This is a genomic window from Xanthomarina sp. GH4-25, assembly GCF_045363175.1.
Classification (GTDB): domain Bacteria; phylum Bacteroidota; class Bacteroidia; order Flavobacteriales; family Flavobacteriaceae; genus Xanthomarina.
Window position 1 is genome coordinate 321,066 of sequence record NZ_JBJFLO010000002.1, and the last position, 25,006, is coordinate 346,071.

Consider the following 25,006-nt stretch of genomic DNA (forward strand, 5'->3'; position numbering starts at 1 on the left):
TTATGTTTACAACATAATCTTTTTATGCACTATTATTAACAAATTAGGAAATTTAGAGTGATTTCCTATATTATGTAGTGTCTATTATTATTTAATTATTTGAACACTCTCAGTAGCATCTTCGTGAATACTATCGAAAAAACCTTGATCGTTCATCCATTTATCGCTATATATTTTGCTCATATAACGTGATCCATGATCAGGAAATACGACAACAACAACAGAGTCTTTAGTAAACGTTTCGTCTTCATTTAACTGTTTTAGAGCTTGCATTGCTGCTCCAGAAGTATAACCTACAAATAAACCTTCAGTTTTAGCAATCTCTCTAGCAGTGTGAGCACTTTCTTCGTCTGTTACTTTAATAAACTCGTCTATAACATCAAAATTAGTAGCTGAAGGGATTAAATTTTTACCTAAACCTTCAATGCGATAAGGATATATTTCTTTTTCATCAAACTCATGAGTCTCATGATATTTTTTAATAACAGAACCATAAGCATCTACACCAATGATTTTAATATTCGGGTTTTGTTCTTTTAGATACTTACCTATACCAGAAATTGTACCTCCAGTACCACTACAAGCAACTAAATGTGTGATTTTACCTTCAGTTTGATTCCAGATTTCTGGACCTGTAGAATGGTAATGTGCAGCGATATTCAACTCGTTAAAATATTGATTGATATAGACAGAACCTTCTGTTTCTTCATGTAAACGTTTGGCAACCTCGTAATAAGATCTAGGGTCGTCTGCACTTACATGTGCTGGACACACATACACCTGAGCTCCCATAGATTTAAGCATGTCTATTTTATCTGGTGATGATTTAGAACTTACAGCAAGAATACATTTGTAACCTTTAATAATACTAACCATAGCAATACTAAATCCTGTATTACCAGAAGTTGTTTCCACGATAGTATCTCCAGGTTTTAAAATTCCCTTTCTCTCTGCTTCTTCAATAATATAAAGAGCAATTCTATCTTTTGAAGAATGCCCAGGATTAAAAGCTTCTACTTTAGCTAGGTAGTTCCCTTTAAATGAAGCTGTAATTTTATTAAGTCTAATTAGTGGTGTGTTACCTACTAACTCTAAAACATTATTAAAAACTTGACTATTTTTTTTCATACATAATATTTTTTGGTTACCAATCAAATAAGTAACCTAAAACCTTGCAAAAATACATAATTTTTTTTACTAACAAGTAATTCCTTCTAAATCCAATATAAAAGCATACTCTAAAGCCACTTCCTTTAAACTTTCAAAGCGACCTGAAGCACCACCATGACCTGAATCCATGTCCACATGAAGCAATAATAAATTATTATCTGTTTTATAATCTCTAAGTTTTGCTACCCATTTTGCTGGTTCCCAATACTGTACTTGAGAATCGTGTAATCCTGTTGTTACTAAGGTGTTTGGGTATTCTTGCTTTTTAATATTATCGTATGGCGAATAAGCTTTCATGTACTTGTAATAGGTCTCGTCATTCGGGTTTCCCCATTCATCATATTCTCCGGTTGTTAAAGGAATGGTATCATCCAGCATGGTTGTTATAACATCAACAAAAGGAACGACTGCTAAAACACCATGGTATAACTCAGGATTAAGGTTCATAACAACTCCCATTAATAATCCGCCAGCTGAACCTCCATAGGCATATAATTGTTTTTCAGATGTATATTTTTCAGAAATTAAATGTTTTGAACAATCTATATAATCGTAAAACGTATTCATTTTAGATAAAAGTTTTCCGTTTTCGTACCAATCTCTTCCAAGATATTCACCTCCTCTAATATGTGCAATGGCATATATAAAACCTCTGTCTAATAAGCTTAATCTGACTGTTGAAAAATAAGGGTCAATAGTAGAACCATAAGATCCATAAGCATAAAGCATTAATGGATTGCCAGATTCTTTTTTCTTATCTTTTCTATACACTATAGAAACAGGTACTCTTTCTCCATCGCGAGCTGTTACCCAGATACGCTCTGATGTGTAATTTTCTTTTTTAAAATTTTTATCTAAAACTTCCTGCTCCTTTTTTAGCTCATGCGTTTTCGTCTTGAAATGATAATCTATAACTGAGCTTGGTGTTGTTAAGGAGTTAAAAGTATAACGTAAAAAATCACTATTAAAATCTGGATTGTTTCCAGAATATGCCGTATATGTTTCACTATCAAATGGTAAATAATAATCTTCATTTCCATTCCAACTCATGATGCGAAGCTTATTTAAACCTTGCTTTCTTTCTGTAACTACCAAGTAATCATTAAAAATTTCAATATCTTCCAATAAAACATCTTTTCTATGTGGTAATAAATCTTCCCAAAAGGAACTATCGGTTTGAGTTTCTAATGTTTTTTGTAGTTTGAAATTAACAGCTTCATCTTTATTATTCAAAACATAAAAATGGTCTTGATAATGTGCTATAGAATATTCTAATCCTCTTTCTCTTTTACTGAAAATTTTAAAATCTTCATTTGGTGTATCGGCATTTAAAATACGATACTCTGAAGTTAGGGTGCTTGAAGAACCTATAACTATATATTTTCTAGATTTTGTTTTATAAACAAAAGTGTTAAACGTTTCATCTGTTTCATGAAACACCTCTTTATCCTCCTTAACTTTTGTATGTAATTTGTGTTTAAATATTTTATGAGACCGAAGTGTTAATTCATCTTTACGCGAATAGTAAATAGTTTCATTATCGTTAGCCCAAGTCACACTTCCAGTCGTGTTTAGGATTTTTTCAGGATATATTTCTCCTGTAACTAAATTTTTTATTTGAATAATATATTGTCTTCTGCTAACTGTATCTGTTGAAAAAGCAGCTAGTTTATTATCTGGACTAATTGAAATAGATCCTAGATTAAAATAAGTATGTTCCTTAGCCATGACATTACAATCGAAAAGTAATTCTTCAGGAGCTTCTAATGTTTCTTTATTTCTGGCATAAATAGGATAATCCTTCCCCTTTTCAAAGCGTGTAACATACCAATAGCCATTTAATTTATACGGAACCGACTGATCGTCTTCTTTTATTCTGGCTTTCATTTCCTCAAACAATTTCTCTTGAAACTCTTCAGTGTGTTTCAACATGTGTTTGGTATAATTGTTTTCTGCTTGTAGGTAATTTAACACCTCCAGATCTTCTCTATCGTTTAACCAATAGTAATCATCAATACGAACATCTTTATGTGCAACAAGTTTTTTGGGAACTTTATTAGCTTTAGGAGGGAATATGGTGTTTTTCAAAAGTGAAAAATTTTATCTTAATTATAGGCTTCAAAAATATGAAAATTAAATAGCTTTGTACTGAAATTAATAAAATATAAAATTATGTTCGGAGATCTAATGGGAATGATGGGTAAACTTAAAGAAACCCAGAAAAAAGTTGAAGAAACTAAAAAGCGTTTAGATACAGTTTTAATTGATGAAAAAAGTAGTGATGAAAAATTGAAAATCACTTTAACAGCCAATAGAACTTTTAAGTCTATAAGTATAGACGAAAGCTTATTACAAGACAAAGAGGAATTAGAAGATTACCTAATCTTAACACTTAACAAAGCTATAGAACGTGCAACACAAGTAAATGAAGCTGAGTTAGCTGCTGTTGCTAAAGATGGCATGCCAAATATTCCTGGCATGGATATGTTTAAGTAGATAACATTATTTTAAAGCTTAAAAGCTTTTAAAGCACTTAATAAATAGTCATGCATATAGTCTGTAAAATCCAAATGTGTGACTATTCTTAGTTTACCTTGTCCCATACTGCTTAATCTGATATTTTTATCGTCTAATGATCTTAAAAATTTAGATTCGTCCGTTTTTTGCTGCAATTCAAATATGACAATATTAGTTTCAACAGGTTCTACTTTTTTTATAAAAGATAAGTCACATAATACTTGACTTATTTCTTTAGCTTTTTTATGGTCTTCAGCTAATCTATCTAAATGATTATCCAAAGCATACAGTCCAGCAGCAGCCAAATATCCAACCTGTCTCATACCTCCACCTAGAATTTTACGAATTCTAATGGCATTTTGCATAATAGCTTCATCTCCAATCAATACAGAACCTATTGGACAACCCAAGCCTTTGCTTAGACAAACAGAAATGGTATCGAATAACTGTCCGTAGTCTTTAGCAGTTTCTTTTTTTGCAACTAAAGCATTCCAAATGCGTGCGCCATCTAAATGATAACCTAGATTATTCGTATCGCAAACAGCTCTTACTTTTTTAAGTTCTTCAAAATCCCAGCAAGAACCTCCTCCTCTATTTGCTGTGTTCTCAACTTCTACCAAAGCCGTTAACGGACTGTGATAAAAATCTGGAGGATTTATTGCTTCAATAACTTGTTCAGCTGTAAACATGCCTCGATGACCATCAATAAGCTTACAAGAAACACCACTATTAAAGGAAACTCCTCCACCTTCATAATTATAAATATGAGCATCTTTATCGCAAATAACTTGATCTCCAGGATTGGTATGTAATTTTATGGCTGTTTGATTTGCCATAGTTCCTGTTGGAAAAAACAAAGCTTTTGGCTTTCCAAACATCTTGGCAAGTCGTTCTTCCAGAGCATTTACTGTTGGATCTTCCTTATAAACATCGTCACCAACTTTAGCTTGCATCATAGCATCAAGCATACCTTGTGTTGGCTTAGTAACTGTATCGCTTCTTAAATCTATTATCATTAGAAAAATATTAAAGTATAAAACTATAAAATTAAATCAAGTAATATTTTATCTGCCAGTTTTTAATTTTATTTTTGTGAAAACAAAATGATAATATGATTACTTCAGATCAAATTAAGGATCTTAATAAACGTCTAAGTGCGCTTAGACAATATCTTTGACATAGATGCCAAACTAATTGAAATCCAAAATGAAGAAGAACAAACCTTCTCTCCAACGTTTTGGAATGATTCTACTGCTGCCGAAATTGTTATGAAATCGCTTCGAACCAAGAAAAAATGGGTTGAAGATTACCAAAAAGCTGTAACTTTTGTTGAAGAGCTTGAAATAATTTATGAATTCTTTAAAGAAGGGGAATCTACTCAAGAAGATTTAGAAAATAACTTCAAAAAAACTACAGAGCTAATTGAAGACTTGGAGTTTAAAAACATGCTTTCAGAAGAAGGTGATAGTTTAAGCGCTGTACTTCAAATAACAGCTGGAGCTGGTGGAACAGAAAGTTGCGATTGGGCTAATATGTTAATGCGCATGTATTTAATGTATGCCGAAAAAAGCGGCTTTAAAGTCAAAGAGCTTAACCATCAAGAAGGTGACGTAGCAGGAATAAAAACAGTGACTTTAGAAATTGAAGGCGATTATGCCTTTGGTTGGCTTAAAGGTGAAAATGGCGTCCATAGATTGGTGCGTATTTCTCCTTTTGATAGCAATGCCAAGCGTCATACCAGTTTTGCTTCGGTGTATGTATATCCTTTAGTGGATGACACCATTGAAATTGAAATTAATCCTGCAGATATTGAAATAACCACAGCTCGTTCTAGTGGCGCTGGTGGGCAAAATGTTAATAAAGTAGAGACTAAAGTTCAATTAACACATAAACCTACTGGTATTCAAATTTCTTGTTCTGAAACGCGTTCGCAACACGACAATAGATCTCGAGCTATGCAAATGTTGAAATCTCAATTATATGAAATTGAACTTAGCAAACAGTTAGCTCAACGTGAAGATATTGAATCTGAAAAAATGAAAATTGAATGGGGTAGCCAAATAAGAAATTATGTGTTGCATCCTTATAAATTAATAAAAGACGTACGTTCTGGACATGAAACTGGAAATATAGATGCTGTTTTGGATGGACATATAGAACCGTTTTTAAAAGCCTATTTAATGATGATGGGGCAAAAAACAGAAGAAGAAACTTTATAAATTATGATTAAAATATATCACAATTCCCGTTGTAGTAAATCTAGATGTGGACTAGAGTTGGTCGAGAAATCTGGAAAAGACTTTGAAATAATATCTTATTTAGAAAACACACCTTCTAAAAACGAATTAAAACACATTTTAAAACTCTTAAATATCAAAGCTGAAAAATTAATTCGAAAAAACGAAGCTGCTTGGAAAGAAAACTTTAAAGGTAAAGAACTATCCGAAGAACAACTTATTGACGCAATGATTACTTATCCAAAACTTATTGAAAGACCCATTGTAATTAATGGCAATCAAGCTGTTATTGGTAGGCCTCCTAAAAATATTTTAGATATTATTTAGTATCGAAAAAGCTTCAAAACATCACTATTTTTGAAGCTTTTTTTATTTAACAAACTTTTAACCAAACGCCACTAAACCAAATTCTATTTTTGCAGTCTTAATTGGCAAAAATACAATCATGAATAAACTTTTATTATCCTTTCTTTTTACAATCATTTCAATTGTAACTATTCAAGCTCAAAAAGAAGTAACCATAACAGGTAAAGTCATAGACAAAACTACAGGTCAACCTCTAGAATATGCAACGGTAGCTTTTTTTAGCAAAGCTGAAAACAGAATCGTTACTGGAGGTATTACCTTAGAAAATGGTGACTTTAGTATTCCTGTGTCAAGTGGTACTTACGATATTTCCATTGAATTTATTTCATTTAAAAAACAAATTATTCCTAATCAAACTCTTTCTGCAAGTAAGAATATTGGAATTATTAGACTTGAAGCTGATACAGAATCTTTAGACGAAATTGAAATTATTGCAGAAAAAACAACTGTTGAAATAAAATTAGATAAGAAAATATATAATGTTGGAAAGGATTTAACCGTTCGTGGTGGAACTGTTAGTGATGTTTTAGACAATGTGCCTTCGGTTTCAGTAGATGTAGAAGGTAATGTGGCTTTAAGAGGCAATGAAAACGTAAGGATTTTAATAAATGGAAAACCTTCTGGTTTGGTTGGTATCAATTCCACAGACGCTTTACGTCAGCTACCTGCTGAATCCATAGAACGTGTTGAGGTAATTACCTCTCCTTCTGCAAGATATGATGCTGAAGGGACAGCTGGAATTTTAAATATTATTTTACGCAGAAGTAAACTACAAGGTTTAAATGGAGCTATTACGACCAATGTTGGTTGGCCAAAATCTGCTGGAATTTCTGGGAATATCAATTATAGAACTGGAGATTTAAATATTTTTAACACCACTAGTTACGATTACAGAGAAGTGCCAGGAAACTCTTCATCATACACCAGATATTTTAACAGGGAATTTGATGATAATGGTAACTTAATTGTAGACAATCCCGATACATATTTAGACGAAACTAACGATTATGATCGTGTTAGAAAAGGCTTGAGTACGAACTTTGGTGTGGAATGGTATATTACCGATTCAGCCTCATTAACTGGTGCAGTATCTTACAGAAATGGTGATAATGAAAGTAATACCACTAATAAATTAATCCAGTTGGATGAAAATCAAGAATTTGTATCTCAAAACAATCGTTTTGATCCAGAAGAAGAAACAGACAACGTTCTTCAGTATTCTTTAAACTTTACTAAGAATTTTGACGATGGTGGCCATAAATTAACCATGGATTTTCAATATGAGGACAATTCTGAAGATGAGTTTTCTGCCGTTTTTGTTGAAGGTGTAAATTCTGAACGTGTTTCTACCTTGGAAGACCAAAGCCGTATTTTACTACAAGCTGACTATGTTTTGCCAATTGGAGAAAAAAGTCAGTTCGAATTAGGATATCGTGGTAACTTTAACGATCAAGATACGGACTATACTGTAGAGTTTTTAAATGAAACCACCAATGAGTTTGAGTTAAGCACAGGACTTTCCAACTTTTTAAACTATCGTGAATATGTAAATGCAGCATACTCACAATTTGGTAGTAAAGTAGGAAATAAATTCTCCTATTTATTAGGGCTTCGCTTGGAAAGTACACGAATTACTATTGATCAACCTACTAGTGGAGATTATAGTAAAAACGATTATACAGGCTTATTCCCTACAGTAAACTTAAGTTATGAATTAAGTGAAAATGAAAATGTAACTCTAGGATATAGCAGACGTATTCAAAGACCAAGATCTTGGTTCATCAACCCATTCCCTTCTAGATCTAGTGTAACCAGTATTTTTAGAGGTAACCCAGAGTTAGCTCCAAGTTATTCAGGATTATTTGATTTGGGTTATTATAAAAAATTCGGTAAAGTCTCTTTAAATACATCAGCTTATTACCAACACGCTACAGATGTATTTAGTTTTATAAGTTTTGATACTGGAGAAACTGTAGATGTAAATGGTCAAACATTTTCTGTAATTGAGCGTACACCTATTAACTTAGCTGAAGAAGACAGATATGGATTTGAATTTACAGTTACTTATAATCCAATTCGTAAATGGAATATTAATGCCAACTTCAATATCTTTAAACAATCTATAACAGGTACAGATCCAAATGGCTTATCGCTTGACAACGATAATACCAGCTGGTATGCTAGATTGAATAATAAATATACCCTTCCAGGAAAAATAGAATGGCAAACAAGTTTAAATTATAGAGGACCATCTGAAGATGCACAAAACAAAAGAGAAGGTGTATTTTCTGCAAACATGGCTTTTAGTAGAGATATTTTCAACGAAAATGCCTCTGTTGCGCTTAACGTAAGCGATTTATTGAATAGTAGAAAACGTATCATGGACACTACCACTCCTACATATACTGGAACTTCAGAGTTTCAGTGGAGAGAACGTAGCATCAACTTATCTTTCACGTATAGGTTCAATCAACAAAAGAAAAGACAACAACGAGGAGGCTATGGAGACGATATGGATTTTGAAGGTTAAGAACTTTAAAATGCAACGCATAAAAAAAGGAAGCCATTTGGCTTCCTTTTTTATTATAAATAAAAACGTAATTAATTTAATTCACGTTTAGCTTTTCTTTCTTCTTTAATTTCTTTCATACGTTCTATAAATGCACCACCAATCCAATAAGGAATGACAAAAGTTAATAAAAATAACATGAGCCAAAAACCTAATGTGAATATGCCTAAAAATGCTAAAAATCCTAAATACTGACCAAAATCGAACATAATATATTTTTCTTTTATATAAATACTATGGCAAAGATAGGTGAAATGGTTTTTTTATGCAATAGGCAGTATAAGTTTTATTAACAGTAAATTTTATTATTGTTTAATAACTTTTAAATATGTTTCAGTTTGCTTCGCATCTTTCAATTTTAAATAATATAATCCAGAACTTAAATGGCTCATATCTATTTGGCCTTTAGGTTTTAAAATTCCATCATTCACTTTTGCTCCATTAGCATTATAAACCTCAAATTGGATACTCTCTAGTAAACTAGAAATTTGAATATTATCTAATGTCGGATTTGGATAAACTCTTGGAGTTAAAACAGGTTTGTTATCTTTAATGCTCAATAAAGTATTAAGATCTCCTACTTTAAAAACCTTATCCCCTTGACCACCAGCAATAAACAACTCGTTGTTATGAACTAAAATATTCATTGGTTGCCCACTCATATTGGATATAAATTCCTCAGCAATTAATACAGAATCATTCATATCAACTGTCAATAATTTATAATATAAAGCCAAACCTACAATTAAGGTGTCTTCAAAGAACGCTAACGAATAAACATTCGATTCAAAACCTATAACAACTTCTTCAACTACAGGATTTGCATCTGTAATGTTTATTTTCGACACTTTATTAGCATATGCAAAATATAATTCATCTCCTTTTAAAGCAAAAGCTAAAATTCGAGCTTCAATATTCCCTACAACTAGTTGAAGATATGGGTTCGCACTCGTTAAATCAATTTTTGAAATTCTATCATCACCAGAAATAAACAGTTCATCTTCTGTCGCAATTAGAGCTCTGGGACTATTAGTGTAGATGACATGAGTACCTGTAGGATTGGCATCATTAATATTTAATTTAGATAAATTATTAGTCGCATAATAAAGTTCATCTCCAACCAAACAAACTGCTCGTGGATAACCCAGATTAGTAATTAAATCCTCTTTTGTTGGATTACTAATAGATATATCAGCTTTAGAAATTATACCAGAATTTGGAACACCAGCATGTTCGGCAATAAAAATTTCATTTCCACTTATAGCAATTCCAACTGGATGATTTAAACCTGTTACAACATCTACTGTTTGTGAAAAAGTGAAATTTATAAAAAGTAATACAACGAATAATAGTATTTTTTTAAACATACACTGTTTTATTATAATTATTTGCAAAGAAGGGTTTTTTAAATTTAAATTACGATTGCACTGATTACTTATTTATTTAACTCTTGTTTCTTATAAATATATTCAAAAACAAAACAGCCTAATATGATAGACATAATGACTAAAACACCTACAAGATTAGAGTTAAACTGTTGAATAATTAAAGTAACAAATGCTACAGCACACATTAAAAACCCAATTAACGGAATAAGTTTTTTTCCTTTTATTTGATTTGATAATTTAAAAGCTACATAATTTACAATGGCAAAAATCAATAAAAAACCAGCACTTCCAGCAGTAGAAATACTTTCAAGTTTTAAGGTGTTTGCTATTAGCAGAGTTAGAACGGCTGTAATCATTAATCCGACAGGTTGATTCCATAATTTACTTGTTAAATGATGTGGTAATTCATCATCTTCGGCAACTTCATAACTCACACGACTTCCTCCATAAAGAGATGCATTAATAGCTGAAAATGTAGAAATTAATGCTGCTATGGTTATTATAGTAAATCCAACTTTCCCAAGCATGGGTTTTGCTGCTTCAGCTAATACGTAATCTTCTGCCTTTGCTATAGCCTCAAAGGGTAAAGAACCTACAGTAACAATAGCTATAATAACATAAAGAAATACTACAAACCAAACCGAATAATTATAAGCTTTAGAAATATTTTTTTCAGGATTTATAATATCTGGTGCTGCATTAGCTATAAGCTCAAAGCCTTCATAAGCTACAAAAATAACCATGCCTCCTGTTAACAATAAAAATGGGCTTTCCCAATGAGATGCAGAAAGTTGTTCTACGTTTGGGTTTCCCCATAATCCATAAAATCCTACAATAACAAAACCTAATAATATTATTAGTTTAATAATTACTGCATAAGATTCTATTTTACTAACTACTGCAATACTGTAATAATTTATAATAGTCGCTATTATTATAATGCCACTTAAAAAAATATGTGAATCCACAGAGGCTTCTCCTGTAATATTAAATAAATTTGGGGCATAAGAGCCAAAAGCAGAAGCATAGAGAGATAACATTATAATATAACTCACCCACAACAAATTATTGATAGCACCACTAAAAACAGTTTTCCCAAAACCTTGATTAACAAACTTTACAGTTCCACCTCTATCTGGAAAAGCTAATGATAATTTGGAATAACTATAAGCTGTTAGACTTGCTATTATACCTGCAAAAAAGAATGCTACTGGAGTGCCTCCTTTTGCTAACGAAACTGCCAATCCAAGAACAGCAAAAATACCACCTCCAACCATACCTCCTATTCCTATAGATATGGCTTCACGTAAACTTATTTTTTTATTTGCTTTCGATTGTATTGACATTTCAGATTCGTTAGTTTAAACTAAAAGTAGGTTTTTTAATTCAAAAGAGAAATTGTATCAAATATTTTCTTACAAATAACCCTTTGTTTTTTTAACAATTTTAGTCATAAAAGCGTAATTTTGTAACATAATAAACTTATTAAAATCATGACTTTTAGAATAGAAAAAGACACCATGGGTGAAGTTAAAGTGCCTGCTGACAAACTTTGGGGAGCACAAACAGAACGATCTAGAAATAATTTCAAAATAGGAGCTTCAGCTTCCATGCCATTAGAAATAGTTTACGGTTTTGCTTATTTAAAGAAAGCTGCTGCATATACGAATTCTGATTTAGGCGTACTTTCAGAAGAAAAACGTGATTTAATCGCTGCTGTTTGCGATGAAATTCTAGAAGGTAAACATGACGATCAATTTCCATTAGTTATCTGGCAAACAGGTTCTGGTACACAAAGTAACATGAATGTCAATGAAGTTATTGCTAATAGAGCACATCAAATAGCAGGAAACGTTATTGGTGAAGGTGAAAAAACCATCCAACCTAATGATGATGTTAATAAATCGCAGTCGTCAAACGATACGTTTCCTACAGGCATGCACATTGCTGCTTATAAAAAAATTGTAGAAAACACCATTCATGGGGTTATTCAATTAAGAAACACGCTTCATAACAAATCGATTGCATTTAAAAATGTGGTAAAAATTGGACGTACGCATTTAATGGATGCAACACCACTTACACTTGGTCAGGAATTTTCGGGATATGTTTCTCAATTAGACCATGGATTAAAGGCCCTTGAAAACACATTACCACATTTAGCAGAATTAGCTTTAGGTGGAACAGCTGTTGGAACTGGATTAAACACACCAGAAGGATATGCTGAATTAGTTGCAGAGTACATTGCTAAATTTACCAATTTACCTTTTGTTACTGCTGAAAATAAATTTGAAGCTTTAGCTGCACACGATGCTTTAGTTGAAACTCATGGTGCTTTAAAGCAATTAGCGGTTTCTTTAAATAAAATTGCAAACGACATTAGAATGATGGCTTCTGGACCACGTTCAGGGATTGGAGAAATTATTATTCCTGCAAACGAACCTGGAAGTTCTATCATGCCAGGAAAAGTAAATCCTACGCAATGCGAAGCCTTAACTATGGTTTGTGCTCAAGTTATGGGGAATGATGTAGCTGTGACGGTTGGAGGCACACAAGGACATTACGAATTAAATGTTTTTAAACCTATGATGGCTGCTAATGTGTTACAATCTGCTCAGTTATTAGGAGATGCCTGTGTAAGTTTTAACGAACATTGTGCTGAAGGTATAGAACCAAACCATGAAGTGATTAAACAATTATTAAACAACTCTTTAATGCTAGTAACAGCTTTAAATACTAAAATAGGATACTACAAAGCTGCAGAAATAGCAAATACAGCACATAAAAACGGAACCACTTTAAAAGAAGAAGCCATCAAATTAGGCTATGTTTCAGCTGAAGATTATGATGCATGGGTAAAACCAGAAGATATGGTTGGCACCATAAAATAATGCCTAACTAAAAATAAATCAATATATTAGCTATAACAAATCAAAAAATAAAATTATGAAAAAAACTTTACTATTATTAACTCTTTCCTTATTTATAGGGAATTCTTTTGCACAAACTGTTTGGTCCTCCTACAAAACAATAGATAGCGACCCTGGGGAAAACCCGTATACAATTGCATCAGGAATGCTTAATGGGGGTGCGTATCCAGACTTAGTTGTTGGTACTTATGTAGGCAACAAAATTTTGGTTTATATGAACAATGAAGATGGTACATTTGCTAGTTCTGTTGAAGTAGCCACTTTAGCTAATATTTCTAGTGTAACAATTGCAGACATAGATGGTGTTAATGGAAATGACATTATTGCATCATCATATTCTGCTGATGGCGGTAAATTAGTATGGTATGCCAATGATGGTTCTGGAAACTTTAGTGCTACCGAAAATGTTATTTCTAGTGATGTAGATGGTGCAGGAACCGTATTTGCAGGATTAATTAATGCAGATGCTTTTATGGATGTTGCTGTTTCTGCTTTTGATGGAGACAAAGTAGTTTGGTTTTCAAATGATGGAGCTGGCACTTTTTCTGGCGGTGAACAAAACATAAATGGAGCTATTACTGAACCTGGAGATTTTGACATGAAAGATTTTGATGGTGATGGTGACTTAGATGCAGTAATCGCAACTGCAGCTTGGGGTGCAGGCATTATTGATGTATATTATAACGATGGAACTGGAATTTTTACAATAGACCCCAACAATGTTTCAAATTCAGGTAACACATATCTTTACGACGTCGATTTTGTTGATGTGGATAATGATGGTGCTTTAGACATTTTAGTTTCTGATAGTTACGGAACTTTCTCATGGTATAAAAGAAACGATATGGATGGGACTTATTCTGAAATTGTTATAACTTCTTCTATACCTAATCCTGGAATTTCTGAATCTGAAGATATGGATAACGATGGAAAGAAAGACATAGTTCTTTCTAATGGTGCTACTGGTGGAGATGATATTGTTTGGATGAAAAGTATTGGTGTTCCTCCTACAACTTTAGATGTTCAAACGACTATAGATGGATCTGGAATACAAAAACAAGTTTATGCTATGACAATAGCTGATTTTGATAACGATGGTGATTTAGATATTGCTTCCATCTCTTACCAGGCTCCCAATGATGGCGTTTATTGGTTTGAAAACTTATTAGAAACACTTGGTGTGCCTGAAAACGAATTAGCACAAACCATCCGCATGTATCCTAATCCAACTTCAGATTTAATTCATTTTAATGGAATAACTACAGAAACCATGAATGTATCTGTATATGATGTTTTAGGAAAGCAAATAATAAATCAATCTATAAATCCTAAGGTAGCTTTAGATGTTTCAAAACTTCAAAATGGTCTTTATGTTTTAAAATTAGACAATTCTAATACAAGCTTTAAATTTGTAAAAGAATAATAAATTCTAGTTGATAAACTTATTAAAACGCTAACAAAATATGTTAGCGTTTTTTTATTACCAAAAAAATAAGCAACTTTGAAAAAAACATCACACTTTGTCACTATTAATAAAAAACATCAAAGAACTCCTTCAAGTTAGAGAGTCTCATATTTCAGTAGTAAAAGGAAAAGACATGAAAATACTTCCAAGTATTAAAAATGCTTATCTTTTAATTGACCATGATACGATTGTAGATTACGGTTCTATGAACGATATTCACAACCTAGATGCAGACAAAATTATAGATGCCACTGGAAAAATTGTGCTTCCAACTTGGTGCGATTCGCATACACATATTGTATATGCTGGAAACAGAGAACAAGAATTTGTAGATAGAATTAATGGATTAAGCTACGAAGACATCGCTAATCGTGGTGGAGGCATTTTAAATTCTGCTAAAAAACTTCAGAATTTAAGTGAAGACGATCTATATCAACAATCTGCCGAACGTTTAAAAAATGTTATTAAATTAGGTACAGGAGCCATCGAAATAAAATCTGGATATGGTCTAACTATCGACGCCGAACTAAAGATGCTTCGCGTAATCAAACGATTAAAAAAAGAGTTTCCTATTAAAGTAAGAGCAACCCTTCTAGCTGCTCATGCAGTACCAAAAGAATATAAAAATAACAAAATTGCTTTTGTTGATTTAGTAATAGATAAAATGATTCCTGAGGTTGCAAAAGAACAACTAGCAACCTATATCGATGTGTTTTGCGAAAAAGGCTATTTTGATCTTGAGGATACGGAACGCATTTTAAAAGCAGGAAAAGAACATGGTTTAATCCCTAAAATCCATGTCAATCAATTTAATGCTTTTGGTGGTGTAGGTGTTGGGGTTAAATATCAAGCACTTTCAGTAGACCATTTAGAAGAACTAAATCAAGAAGATATTGATGTTTTAAAAAACAGTGTAACCATACCTGTTGCTTTACCTTCTTGCTCTTATTTTTTAAGTATTCCATACACTCCTGCAAGACAAATTATAGATGCTGGTTTGCCTTTGGCTTTAGCTACAGATTACAATCCTGGTTCTACTCCAAGTGGAAACATGAATTTTGTTATTAGTACAGCATGTATTAAAATGAAGATGACACCCGAAGAAGCCATTAATGCAGCTACCATAAATGGGGCTTATGCAATGGGAATTGGAAGTAGATATGGAAGTGTTACAAAAGGAAAAAAAGCAAATCTTATTATCACAAAAAAAATTCCTAGTTACGCCTTCTTACCTTATGCTTTTGGCGAAAACCACATAGATCAAGTTATAATTAATGGACAAATTATTTAGTTATCCAATAACTTCAAAACAAGAACAATCGTCTGAACTTTTAAGATTAGACATTTCAAATTTTGGTGATGCTATAACATATCTAAAAAAACTGCCTTATGGTAGAAATTCTCATCGAGGTGATTACACATTAGTACTTAAAGAACAAAAAGGAACTTGTTCAACCAAACATGCTTTTTTAGCTGCAATGGCTAAAGAAAACAACATTCCAGATGTGAAATTATTTTTAGGCTTCTATAAAATGAGCGAAATCAATACCCAAGGAGTAGGTATTATACTTGATAAATGGGATTTGTCATATATTCCAGAAGCACATTGCTATTTAAAAATTAATGAGACTATTGTAGATATTACCAAAGAATCAACAAATAAGGAATCTTTTAGTCATTCCATTATCTATGAAGAAGAAATAAAGCCGTACCAGATCAATCATTATAAAGTAAAAAAACATCAATCATTTTTAAAAAAATGGCTTTTAGAAACCTCTATCCCCTATAGTTTTAAAGATATTTGGAAAATTCGGGAAGCCTGTATTGAAAACTTAAGCCAATAAAAAAACCGAAAGCCAATGGCCTTCGGTTTTTGTTATTATTAGCTCTATGGATATTAACTAATTATAACAACTTTTATTTTAATGTAAATTCTGATGTAGACACTAAATCTTTTTCATTGAATACATTCACAGTATAACGTCCATCTTCAAAACCATCTTCACCTGGCGACACAAACTCACAAATATTTAAGTTTGAATTCTCATAATTAAACTTACTTACTAAACTATAGTTAAGTGTTTTTTCTCCAAACTGTACTTGTTCGTTTACACCTAGGGTATTGTTCTTAGGGTCAATCACTTGAACATATAATTCTTGTTCCCCAGCTTGAACTAAACTATTTTTAGCAACTGTAAAACATACTCTAATTTTATCTGAACGTCCAGCTCTTTCTGTTGGAACTAATTTTCCAGAAGATCTTTCAATCACTCCAAATCCTTTTAATCCAACGGTTGTTAAAACAGCTGCATTTTCAACAACATCTGCCAAGGCTGTATTTTGTACTAATAATGAATCTGTAAACATGGTGCGCTCTTCTAAACGAACTCTTGTACTATCTAAAGATGTTGCTAATAAAGAATTTTCAATTTTTAACTTATCGTTTTCAGTTAATAAAATGTCCATTTCTTTTTGAAGAGATAAGTATTTAGACTTGTATCTCCATAAGCTTTTTACATTTGTATCAGAAATCTGTAAAGAATCGATTAAACCTTGAATACGTGCTTTTGCTTCTACTAAATTTTGATTTGCAATTTCGTTATCACCTATAACAATATCGTATTGTTTAGCCATATTGCTAAGGTCGTTCATTACTAATTGCTTTTCCTCTGTTAATTGAGCTTCAGTTTCATTCTTATCTTTTAATAGATCGAAAGAATAAAAAGCAGTTCCTATAAAAAGAACTAAGGCTATGCCTAAAGCTACTTTTAATCCAATGTTGTTACTTTTGTTATTTTCCATTGTTGTTTGTGTTTCTAGTTATTAATTTACTTGATAGTTTATATTTAATTTGTTATAAAAAATGTAATTTTAACTTCTTTAAATAAGCTTCCAAAATGAAGGACAAACTTGTATTATTTAATCAAACTACTTTAAAAAAGCTGTTAAATAAACGTTCAGCTGAATCCAAATTTGGTGAACATATAAAAATGATTACCGACATTTCCAATATATACGAGCAACTTAAAAGTTTGGATGTCGACTATGTTATTATTGGATTACCAGAAGATGTAGGAGTTTTCGCAAACTACGGAAAATCAGGCGCTTCTACTGCTTGGGAAGCAACAATTAAAATTTTGTTAAATATCCAATCCAATGCTTTCACCCATGCCGAAAAAGTTCTGATTTTAGGTCATTTAGATTTTGAAATAGAAAGAAACAAAGTGTCTAAACTCATCCAAAACAATTCAAAAGATATGACTAAGGCTAGAAAAATAGTTTCAAAAATAGATGCTGAAGTTTCAGATATTATTTACAAAATAGTAAAAGCAGGTAAAACTCCTATAATTATTGGTGGAGGACATAACAATGCCTACGGAAATTTAAAAGGATCCTCTTTAGCTCTTAACTCACACATGAATGTTGTGAATTTAGATGCACATACAGATTTTAGGAAAGAAGAAGGTAGACATAGTGGAAATGGTTTTAGTTATGCTTATTCTGAAGGGTTTTTAAAAAACTACTTTATTTTTGGGCTACATGAAAATTACACATCAACAGATATTTTTAAAACAATTGAAAGCCTAAAAAATATAGCTTATAATACATTCGAATCAATTGTTGTTCGGAAGGAATTAAAGTTTAAATCTGAAATGTCTAAAGCTTTAAATCATATATCAGAACATCCTTTTGGCATAGAAATAGATTGTGATGCCATTCAAAACATACCAAGTAGTGCCATGACTCCAAGTGGTTTTAGTGTAAATGAAACCAGGCAATTTGTGTCTTATTTTGGAAAAGATCCTCAGGCAACCTATTTACATATTTGTGAAGCTGCACCAACTCCAGACACCGAAACACAAGTAGGCAAACTTATAACCTACTTGATAACCGATTTTATTAGAGCAAATGCAAATTGAAATCATCCCTTTTGACATCGATTATTCTAAAGATTTCTATACTTTAAATATAGAATGGTTAAAAACTCATTTTTATGTGGAACCATACGATGAAGAAGTATTAAGTAAACCTGAAAAATATATTATTGATAAAAATGGTTTTATCTTTTTTATCATGTTAGACAAACAAGTCGTTGGGACAGTTGCTTTGGTGCCAATTCAAGAAGAGGGCACTTTTGAACTCACAAAAATGGCTGTGTCGCCAGAATATCGAGGACATAAGCTAGGACAAAAATTAATGCAATATTGTTTAGAGTTTGCCAAAAAACAACAGTTTAAAAGATTCCTCCTTTATTCAAGTAGAAAACTAGAAAATGCCATTCATATTTATAAAAAATATGGTTTTGTAGAGGTGCCGGTTGAAGCGAATTGTCCATATAAACGCTGCGACATAAAAATGGAACATTCATTATAGATAAAGACGCTTCATTAACTGAAGCGCCTTAAATAATAATCTATTTGATATTTTACATCATGTAATTAAGCAACTACACTTAATTTTTCTTCAACTTTATTATCTTCTAAATCAATTTTAAATTGGTTCGATGTGTTTTTCTCACCTCCTGCTTTTAAAGCTTTATCTCCTGCAAAGAAACCTTTATGGTCGTCCCCCAAATCAGATCCAGCCATACGTTGATGTTTTACACAAGAAACCCCTTTACGAATTTCCTGTCTTTGAACACCTTTAACGTAAGCTAACATGCCTTTGTCACCAAAATAATCTACTGTAAGATCATTCATATGAAGCGCTGTTGTGTGGTAAGTTGGCAACGTTATTAAATGATGAAAAATTCCAGCTTCTCTTGCAGCATCTTTTTGAAAAGTCTTAATTTTTTCATCAGCACGAAAGCATAATTCTGAATCATCATATTGTGCATCCATTAAATTATTTCTATCGTAAGCAGTCATGTTCTCTCCTTCATTTAACATGTCCTCATATGCTTGATTACGGAAATTTAAGGTCCAATTAAATGAAGGTGAATTATTATAAACCAATTTAGCATTAGGCACCACTTCTTTAACTCTATTTACCATATGGGCAATTTGTTTCACATTTGGTGTTGGTGTTTCTATCCATAGTAAATCTGCGCCATTTTGAAGACTTGTAATGCAATCTAATACAACACGATCTATATTAGAACCATCTTTAAATTTATACAAACCATTGGCCAATCTTACAGGACGAACCAATTTACCTTTTCTTTTAAGAAGCACGTCATCTTCTTTGGCATCTTCTATAGCAACTTCTTCAGCTTCCACAAAAGCCAAATATTGCGATGCTAAATCTCCAGGTTCTTGACTAACTGGTAACTTTTGTGTTAAACCAGCTCCTTCTGAATCTGTTCTTGCAACTATAATTCCATCTTCCACGCCTAACTCTAAAAACGCATATCTAATAGCATTAATTTTTGCTAAATAATCTTCGTGAGGTACGGTTACCTTACCATCTTGATGACCACATTGTTTGGCGTCTGAAACTTGATTTTCAATTTGAATAGCACAAGCACCAGCTTCAATCATTTTTTTAGTTAATAAATAGGTAGCTTCTTCATTCCCAAACCCTGCATCAATATCTGCTATAATTGGAACAATATGTGTTTCAAAATTATCAATTTGGTCTTGCACATCTTCGCCGTTTTCAAGTCTTTTAAACAAATCGTTTAATTCGATGGCATCTGCTTGACGTAAAAAATCATAAATTTCTTTAATTAATGATGGAACAGCTGTTTTCTCATGCATTGATTGATCTGGTAAAGGACCAAATTCTGAACGTAATGCAGCAACCATCCAACCAGAAAGATACAAGTATTTCTTGTTAGTTGTTTTATGATGCTTTTTAACAGCAATCATTTTTTGTTGAGCCACAAAACCATGCCAACAACCTAGAGATTGCGTGTATTTAGAAGAATCTGCATCATATTCTGCCATATCTTTCCTCATAATAGCTGCTGTGTATTTTGCAATATCCAGGCCTGTTTTAAAACGATTCTGAGTAACCATTCTGGCGGCACTTTTTGGATTTATAGTACTCCAAGTGTTTCCATACTTTTCTTTAAGATTTCTTACAGTTTGTAAGGCTGAATGATAATTACTTTGTCCTAAATTTTTCATAATTTTGTGATACGTTATTTATTATTAATAATTAGATCCTGTTGAATGTTCCAGCATTCGCAGGATTGTTTTTTATAAGTACTGATAAGCTGATTTGGTTAAAAATTCTTCGAATTTATCCGATAAAACGAATTTGTCAAATAATTTTATAGCCAATTCAAATTTTGTGTTTTTAATATTTTGTTCACCAACTTCCGCAAGTATCTTTTCAATTTCCTCATCAAAAATGGACATATAAAGTTCGATGTTAAATTTTCTTCCATCTTCCAATTCCACTTCATTTTTAAGCCATTGCCAAATTTGAGTTCTTGAAATTTCTGCCGTTGCAGCATCTTCCATTAAGTTATATAGAGCTACAGCGCCATGACCTCTTAACCAAGCTTCAATGTAAAGAATGGCAACATTTATATTTTTTCTAACTCCTTCTTCAGTTATAGTTCCAATTGGAAGCTCTACTAAATCTTCTTTAGTTACTTGTACATCATCTCTTGTAATATGTAACTGATTGTCTGTAGGCATATATTTATTAAATTCTTGCATGGCTATATTTACCAATGCTGGATGTGCCACCCAAGTGCCATCATGCCCATTTTTAACTTCTCTTTCTTTATCTACTCTAACTTTTTCTAAAGCCATAATATTGGCATATTCATCATTCTTGATTGGAATTTGTGCAGCCATACCACCAATGGCTAAGATTCCTCTCTTATGGCAACGCTGAATGACTAACTTTGAATAGGTATCCATAAATGGAGAAGTCATAGTAACTTGATCTCTATTTGGAACTATAAAATTTGGATGATTTCTAAACTTTTTAATGTAAGAGAAAATATAATCCCATCTGCCACAATTTAATCCTACGATATGGTCTTTCAATTCATAAATAATTTCATCTAATTGAAAACTAGCAGTAATGGTTTCTATTAAAACGGTAGCTTTAAAAGTTCCATTAGGCACATTTAAATAGTCTTGTGTAAATTCAAATACATCGTTCCACCAACGAGCTTCTAAATAATGTTCAAGCTTTGGAAGGTAAAAATAAGGCGCAGTATTATTATTTAATAATGTTTTTGTATTATGAAAAACATACAACCCAAAGTCTAATAAGCTCCCAGAAATTTCTTCATTATTAATTAAAAGATGCTTTTCATTTAAATGCAACCCTCTTGGACGAACTAATAAAACAGCCGTTTCTTTATTTAACTCGTATGATTTATGTTTTTTTGAATCGAAAACCGATATGGTTTTGATATTAGCATCTATTAGGTTTTTCTGCCCTTCTAACGTATTTTTCCAGGTTGGCGCATTGCTGTCTTCCAAATCTGCCATAAAAGTTTTAGCTCCAGAATTAAGTGCATTAATAATCATTTTTCTATTTACTGGACCTGTTATTTCAACACGTCGATCTAATAAATCTTTTGGAATAGAACCCGCTTTCCAATCAGATTTTCTTATTTCTTGAGTTTCAGAAGGAAAGTCTGGAAAAACACCTTGGTCGAAAATTGCCTGTTGCTTGTTTCTGGAATCTAACAATTCTAATCTTTTTAAATTAAAAGCATTATGTAATGCAATTAAAAAATCCAAAGCTTCATCGGTTAAAATCTCTGGATAATAATTTGTAGCTTCTTTAGCAAATTGAAATTTTGGTTGTATTAATAGTGTGTTTTCCATGTTGTTTATTTTTTACACTTACAATATTAAAACAAACATTTTAAAAAAACAAGCGAACGTTCGCTAAATATTAATATTCGCAATAAATACAAGTTCGCAAAAAAAGTTATATTTGTTACATGGAAGAAGAATATATTAAACTAATATTTGGTTTAAAACTAAAGCAGAAGCGTACTGAAAAGAATTTATCTCTTTTTGGATTATCTAAACTTACTGGTTTATCAAAATCCTATTTAAATGAAATAGAAAAAGGAAAAAAATATCCTAAACCTGATAAAATAGCTATTCTTTCAGAAAAATTAGATGTTCCTTACGATCAAATGGTGTCTTTAAAACTGGATAAAAACCTAGCTCCTATTGGTGAGATTTTACAGTCTAAAATTTTAAAAGAAATTCCATTGGAACTCTTTGGTATTAAAGAGAGTAATTTAATAGATATTGTTGCAAATGCTCCAGCGAAAGTCAATGCCTTTATTAGTACCATTATCGAGATTGCACAGAATTACAATTTTAGTCGTGAGAGCTTTTATCTAGCTTCTGTACGTTCTTTTCAAGAGGCAAATAATAATTATTTTGATGAAATAGAACAATGCGTTGTAACATTTGCTAAAGCTTATCATATAGATTTAACAAAATCTATTACATCCAATGAGCTTGAAGAAATTCTCATTGAAGAATTTGGATATACAATCAATCAAACAGAACTAGATAAGCATCAAGCTTTAGATAATTTACGATCGGTTTATGTTCCCAAAACCAAAACATTACTCTTAGCAAGCAGAATGGATGAAGCTCAAAGAACCTTTATTTACGCTAAAGAATTAGCTTATAATTTTTTAGACTATAAAGACCGACTTTATACTTTTTCTTGGATTAAATTTGAAAATTTCGATCAGGTTCTTAATAATTTTTACGCTTCTTATTTTGCAGGAGCTTTAATTTTACCCAAAGTTAGTTTAACAGAAAAACTAAATACGTTATTTGCTAAAAAAGCCTTTGACGAAACATTATTTTTAGATATTATTCAATCTTTTAATGCCTCTCCAGAATCTTTTTATCAGCGTTTAACAAATATTTTGCCAAAAGAATTTAATATTCAAAATTTATTCTTTTTACGATTTACACATCGTGCTGGATCAGAAAGATTTCAACTTAAAAAAGAATTGCATTTATCGCATCAACACTCACCTCATGCCAATGAAACTAATGAACATTATTGCAGACGCTGGGTTTCTTTAAATGTTTTAAAAGAAATAAGCAATTCAAAAAAGGCACATATTTTCGATATGCAAATCTCCAATTACCCAAGTGATAATATGAGTTATTTGGTGTTGTCTTCAGCTACTAAAGATCCATTTAGAGAGCATCATTATAGAAGCATAAGCATTGGTTTATTGATTGATAAACAGCTTAAAAGAAAATTACAATTTTTAGGAAATTCTAAAATTAAGCAGCAAATAGTTGGAGTGACCTGCGAACGTTGTGCTATTAAAGATTGTCAAGTACGACAAGTTCCTGCCATTAGATTAGAACATAAAGCAAAAAACAAACAAATTGAATTAGTTGTTGAAGATTTAAAAAACCGATTCAGTTAGTTTTATTACTTTTAAAAATTAAACATCAAATCATGAAATTCAAAATTTTCGTAATATTAATAGTCACAACTGTTTTTTTAGGCTGCAAAAAAGACACTAAAGAACCTGTTGTAGTACCTGAAAATATCATTGTAAAAGATTCAGTTCCTCTACTAAAGGACATAGATTCCATTATTGAAGATTCCATTATCATTGAAGAGCCCGTAATAATACCGACAAAACCAGTTAAAAAGAAATCTGTAGCTAAACCTAAAAAAGCAGTACCAACAAGTAAGAATAGTTATACTAAAAATGATATTAAATTTACTCCAATTGAACACGCAACACTTGTAATAGAATTTAACAACACGATCATTTACGTGGATCCTGTTGGTGGAAAAGAAGCTTTTAAAAACTTTAAATCTCCAAATTTTATCTTAATCACAGATATTCATGGCGATCATTTAGATACGGAAACACTTGAAGCTATAAACACTCCAAACACACAAATAATTGGACCTAAAGCTGTAAAAGCAAAACTATCTGCTGATTTATTAAAAAATTACAACACTATATTTAGTGGTATAAGTCGTGGGTTTTCTACTTCTAAAATGTCGCTAGATGTTGAAGGTGTAGCCATGTATAACATTCGTCCAGAGGCCAAAAAATACCATCCACAATCGCGTGGAGTTGGTTATATCCTGAGTTTAAACAATAAACGTATTTATATTTCTGGTGATACCGAAGACACTTTTGAAATGCGGCATCTAAAAAACATTGATATGGCATTTGTCTGTATGAATTTACCATATACCATGTCTGTTGAAAGTGCTGCTAGTGCAGTATTAGATTTTAAACCTAAACAAGTATTTCCATACCACTACAAAGGAACAGGTGGTTTTAGTGATGTTAAAAAGTTTAAAACCCTAGTAAATAGAAGTAATAAAAGCATTGAGGTTGTTCAACTAGATTGGTATTAAGGTTTATAGTCTTTTAATACCTAGTTGTTTAGTTAAAAAAAATGTTTATATTTGAATAGCTATTAACC

General features: G+C 31.8%; 21 protein-coding genes. 12 read left to right on the forward strand and 9 right to left on the reverse strand.

What is annotated here, in order from left to right:
* Positions 1-87 precede the first annotated feature (87 nt).
* A complete protein-coding gene (locus ACI5KZ_RS04090; protein ID WP_109309575.1) occupies positions 88-1,128 on the reverse strand; it encodes a PLP-dependent cysteine synthase family protein in 1,041 nt (346 codons plus the stop codon).
* Positions 1,129-1,197: 69 nt separating this feature from the next.
* Positions 1,198-3,258, reverse strand: coding sequence for a S9 family peptidase (locus ACI5KZ_RS04095; RefSeq protein WP_406846982.1), 2,061 nt, complete (start codon positions 3,256-3,258; stop codon positions 1,198-1,200).
* A gap of 84 nt (positions 3,259-3,342) precedes the next feature.
* Here ACI5KZ_RS04095 and ACI5KZ_RS04100 point away from each other — a divergent pair, with 84 nt between their 5' ends.
* Positions 3,343-3,666 carry a YbaB/EbfC family nucleoid-associated protein gene (locus tag ACI5KZ_RS04100; RefSeq protein WP_406846983.1) on the forward strand — a complete coding sequence of 108 codons (324 nt, stop codon included), beginning with the start codon at positions 3,343-3,345 and terminating at the stop codon, positions 3,664-3,666.
* An 11-nt stretch (positions 3,667-3,677) separates the two neighbouring features.
* Here ACI5KZ_RS04100 and ACI5KZ_RS04105 read toward each other — a convergent pair whose 3' ends face one another.
* A complete protein-coding gene (locus ACI5KZ_RS04105; protein WP_109309578.1) occupies positions 3,678-4,703 on the reverse strand; it encodes a low specificity L-threonine aldolase in 1,026 nt (341 codons plus the stop codon).
* A gap of 95 nt (positions 4,704-4,798) precedes the next feature.
* On the opposite strand from ACI5KZ_RS04105, the gene prfB reads away from it, so the two are divergent.
* The 3 genes from prfB (at position 4,799) to ACI5KZ_RS04120 (ending at position 8,820) form a co-directional block, all read left to right on the forward strand.
* Positions 4,799-5,906 (forward strand): peptide chain release factor 2 gene (gene prfB / locus ACI5KZ_RS04110; protein WP_406846984.1). Its coding sequence is split into 2 segments (ribosomal slippage): positions 4,799-4,861 and positions 4,863-5,906, totalling 1,107 coding nucleotides; the frame shifts between segments, so codons are not numbered across the junction.
* 3 nt (positions 5,907-5,909) lie between these two features.
* Positions 5,910-6,251, forward strand: a complete 342-nt coding sequence (arsC, locus tag ACI5KZ_RS04115) for an arsenate reductase (glutaredoxin) (RefSeq protein ID WP_406846985.1) — start codon at positions 5,910-5,912, stop codon at positions 6,249-6,251.
* Between the two features lie 118 nt (positions 6,252-6,369).
* Positions 6,370-8,820: a TonB-dependent receptor domain-containing protein gene (locus ACI5KZ_RS04120; RefSeq protein ID WP_406846986.1), complete on the forward strand. Its 2,451-nt coding sequence runs from the start codon at positions 6,370-6,372 to the stop codon at positions 8,818-8,820.
* A gap of 71 nt (positions 8,821-8,891) precedes the next feature.
* Here ACI5KZ_RS04120 and ACI5KZ_RS04125 read toward each other — a convergent pair whose 3' ends face one another.
* The 3 genes from ACI5KZ_RS04125 to ACI5KZ_RS04135 form a co-directional block, all read right to left on the reverse strand.
* Positions 8,892-9,068, reverse strand: a complete 177-nt coding sequence (locus ACI5KZ_RS04125) for a hypothetical protein (RefSeq protein WP_165815834.1) — start codon at positions 9,066-9,068, stop codon at positions 8,892-8,894.
* Between the two features lie 96 nt (positions 9,069-9,164).
* Positions 9,165-10,226 (reverse strand): T9SS type A sorting domain-containing protein, encoded by a 1,062-nt coding sequence (locus ACI5KZ_RS04130; RefSeq protein WP_406846987.1) that lies wholly within the window; start codon positions 10,224-10,226, stop codon positions 9,165-9,167.
* Between the two features lie 68 nt (positions 10,227-10,294).
* Entirely contained in the window at positions 10,295-11,593 is a 1,299-nt protein-coding gene (locus ACI5KZ_RS04135) for an APC family permease (protein ID WP_406846988.1), read from the reverse strand.
* Positions 11,594-11,740: 147 nt separating this feature from the next.
* On the opposite strand from ACI5KZ_RS04135, the gene fumC reads away from it, so the two are divergent.
* The 4 genes from fumC (at position 11,741) to ACI5KZ_RS04155 (ending at position 16,486) form a co-directional block, all read left to right on the forward strand.
* Positions 11,741-13,138 carry a class II fumarate hydratase gene (fumC, locus tag ACI5KZ_RS04140; RefSeq protein ID WP_406846989.1) on the forward strand — a complete coding sequence of 466 codons (1,398 nt, stop codon included), beginning with the start codon at positions 11,741-11,743 and terminating at the stop codon, positions 13,136-13,138.
* 55 nt (positions 13,139-13,193) lie between these two features.
* Entirely contained in the window at positions 13,194-14,600 is a 1,407-nt protein-coding gene (locus ACI5KZ_RS04145) for a T9SS type A sorting domain-containing protein (protein WP_406846990.1), read from the forward strand.
* A gap of 97 nt (positions 14,601-14,697) precedes the next feature.
* Positions 14,698-15,933, forward strand: a complete 1,236-nt coding sequence (gene hutI, locus ACI5KZ_RS04150; protein WP_406846991.1) for an imidazolonepropionase — start codon at positions 14,698-14,700, stop codon at positions 15,931-15,933.
* Positions 15,917-16,486 (forward strand): hypothetical protein, encoded by a 570-nt coding sequence (locus tag ACI5KZ_RS04155; protein ID WP_406846992.1) that lies wholly within the window; start codon positions 15,917-15,919, stop codon positions 16,484-16,486. The genes hutI and ACI5KZ_RS04155 overlap by 17 nt, the downstream gene beginning before the upstream one ends.
* 73 nt (positions 16,487-16,559) lie before the next feature.
* Here ACI5KZ_RS04155 and ACI5KZ_RS04160 read toward each other — a convergent pair whose 3' ends face one another.
* Complete coding sequence (locus tag ACI5KZ_RS04160) at positions 16,560-17,444, reverse strand: chromosome partitioning protein ParA (RefSeq protein ID WP_109309588.1); 885 nt, start codon at positions 17,442-17,444, stop codon at positions 16,560-16,562.
* 95 nt (positions 17,445-17,539) lie between these two features.
* Here ACI5KZ_RS04160 and ACI5KZ_RS04165 point away from each other — a divergent pair, with 95 nt between their 5' ends.
* Positions 17,540-18,562, forward strand: a complete 1,023-nt coding sequence (locus tag ACI5KZ_RS04165) for a formimidoylglutamase (RefSeq protein WP_406846993.1) — start codon at positions 17,540-17,542, stop codon at positions 18,560-18,562.
* Entirely contained in the window at positions 18,552-19,016 is a 465-nt protein-coding gene (locus ACI5KZ_RS04170; protein ID WP_406846994.1) for a GNAT family N-acetyltransferase, read from the forward strand. The genes ACI5KZ_RS04165 and ACI5KZ_RS04170 overlap by 11 nt, the downstream gene beginning before the upstream one ends.
* Positions 19,017-19,081: 65 nt before the next feature.
* Here the strand turns inward: ACI5KZ_RS04170 and ACI5KZ_RS04175 are convergent, their stop codons facing one another.
* Both ACI5KZ_RS04175 and aceB read right to left on the reverse strand, forming a co-directional pair.
* Positions 19,082-20,713, reverse strand: a complete 1,632-nt coding sequence (locus tag ACI5KZ_RS04175; RefSeq protein ID WP_109309591.1) for an isocitrate lyase — start codon at positions 20,711-20,713, stop codon at positions 19,082-19,084.
* 72 nt (positions 20,714-20,785) lie between these two features.
* Entirely contained in the window at positions 20,786-22,384 is a 1,599-nt protein-coding gene (gene aceB / locus ACI5KZ_RS04180) for a malate synthase A (protein WP_406846995.1), read from the reverse strand.
* 119 nt (positions 22,385-22,503) lie between these two features.
* Between aceB and ACI5KZ_RS04185 the strand changes: the two genes are divergently transcribed.
* On the forward strand, positions 22,504-23,979 hold the full coding sequence (locus ACI5KZ_RS04185; protein WP_406846996.1) for a helix-turn-helix domain-containing protein: 1,476 nt from the start codon (positions 22,504-22,506) through the stop codon (positions 23,977-23,979).
* Between the two features lie 32 nt (positions 23,980-24,011).
* On the forward strand, positions 24,012-24,938 hold the full coding sequence (locus ACI5KZ_RS04190; protein ID WP_406846997.1) for an MBL fold metallo-hydrolase: 927 nt from the start codon (positions 24,012-24,014) through the stop codon (positions 24,936-24,938).
* Positions 24,939-25,006: the final 68 nt, after the last annotated feature.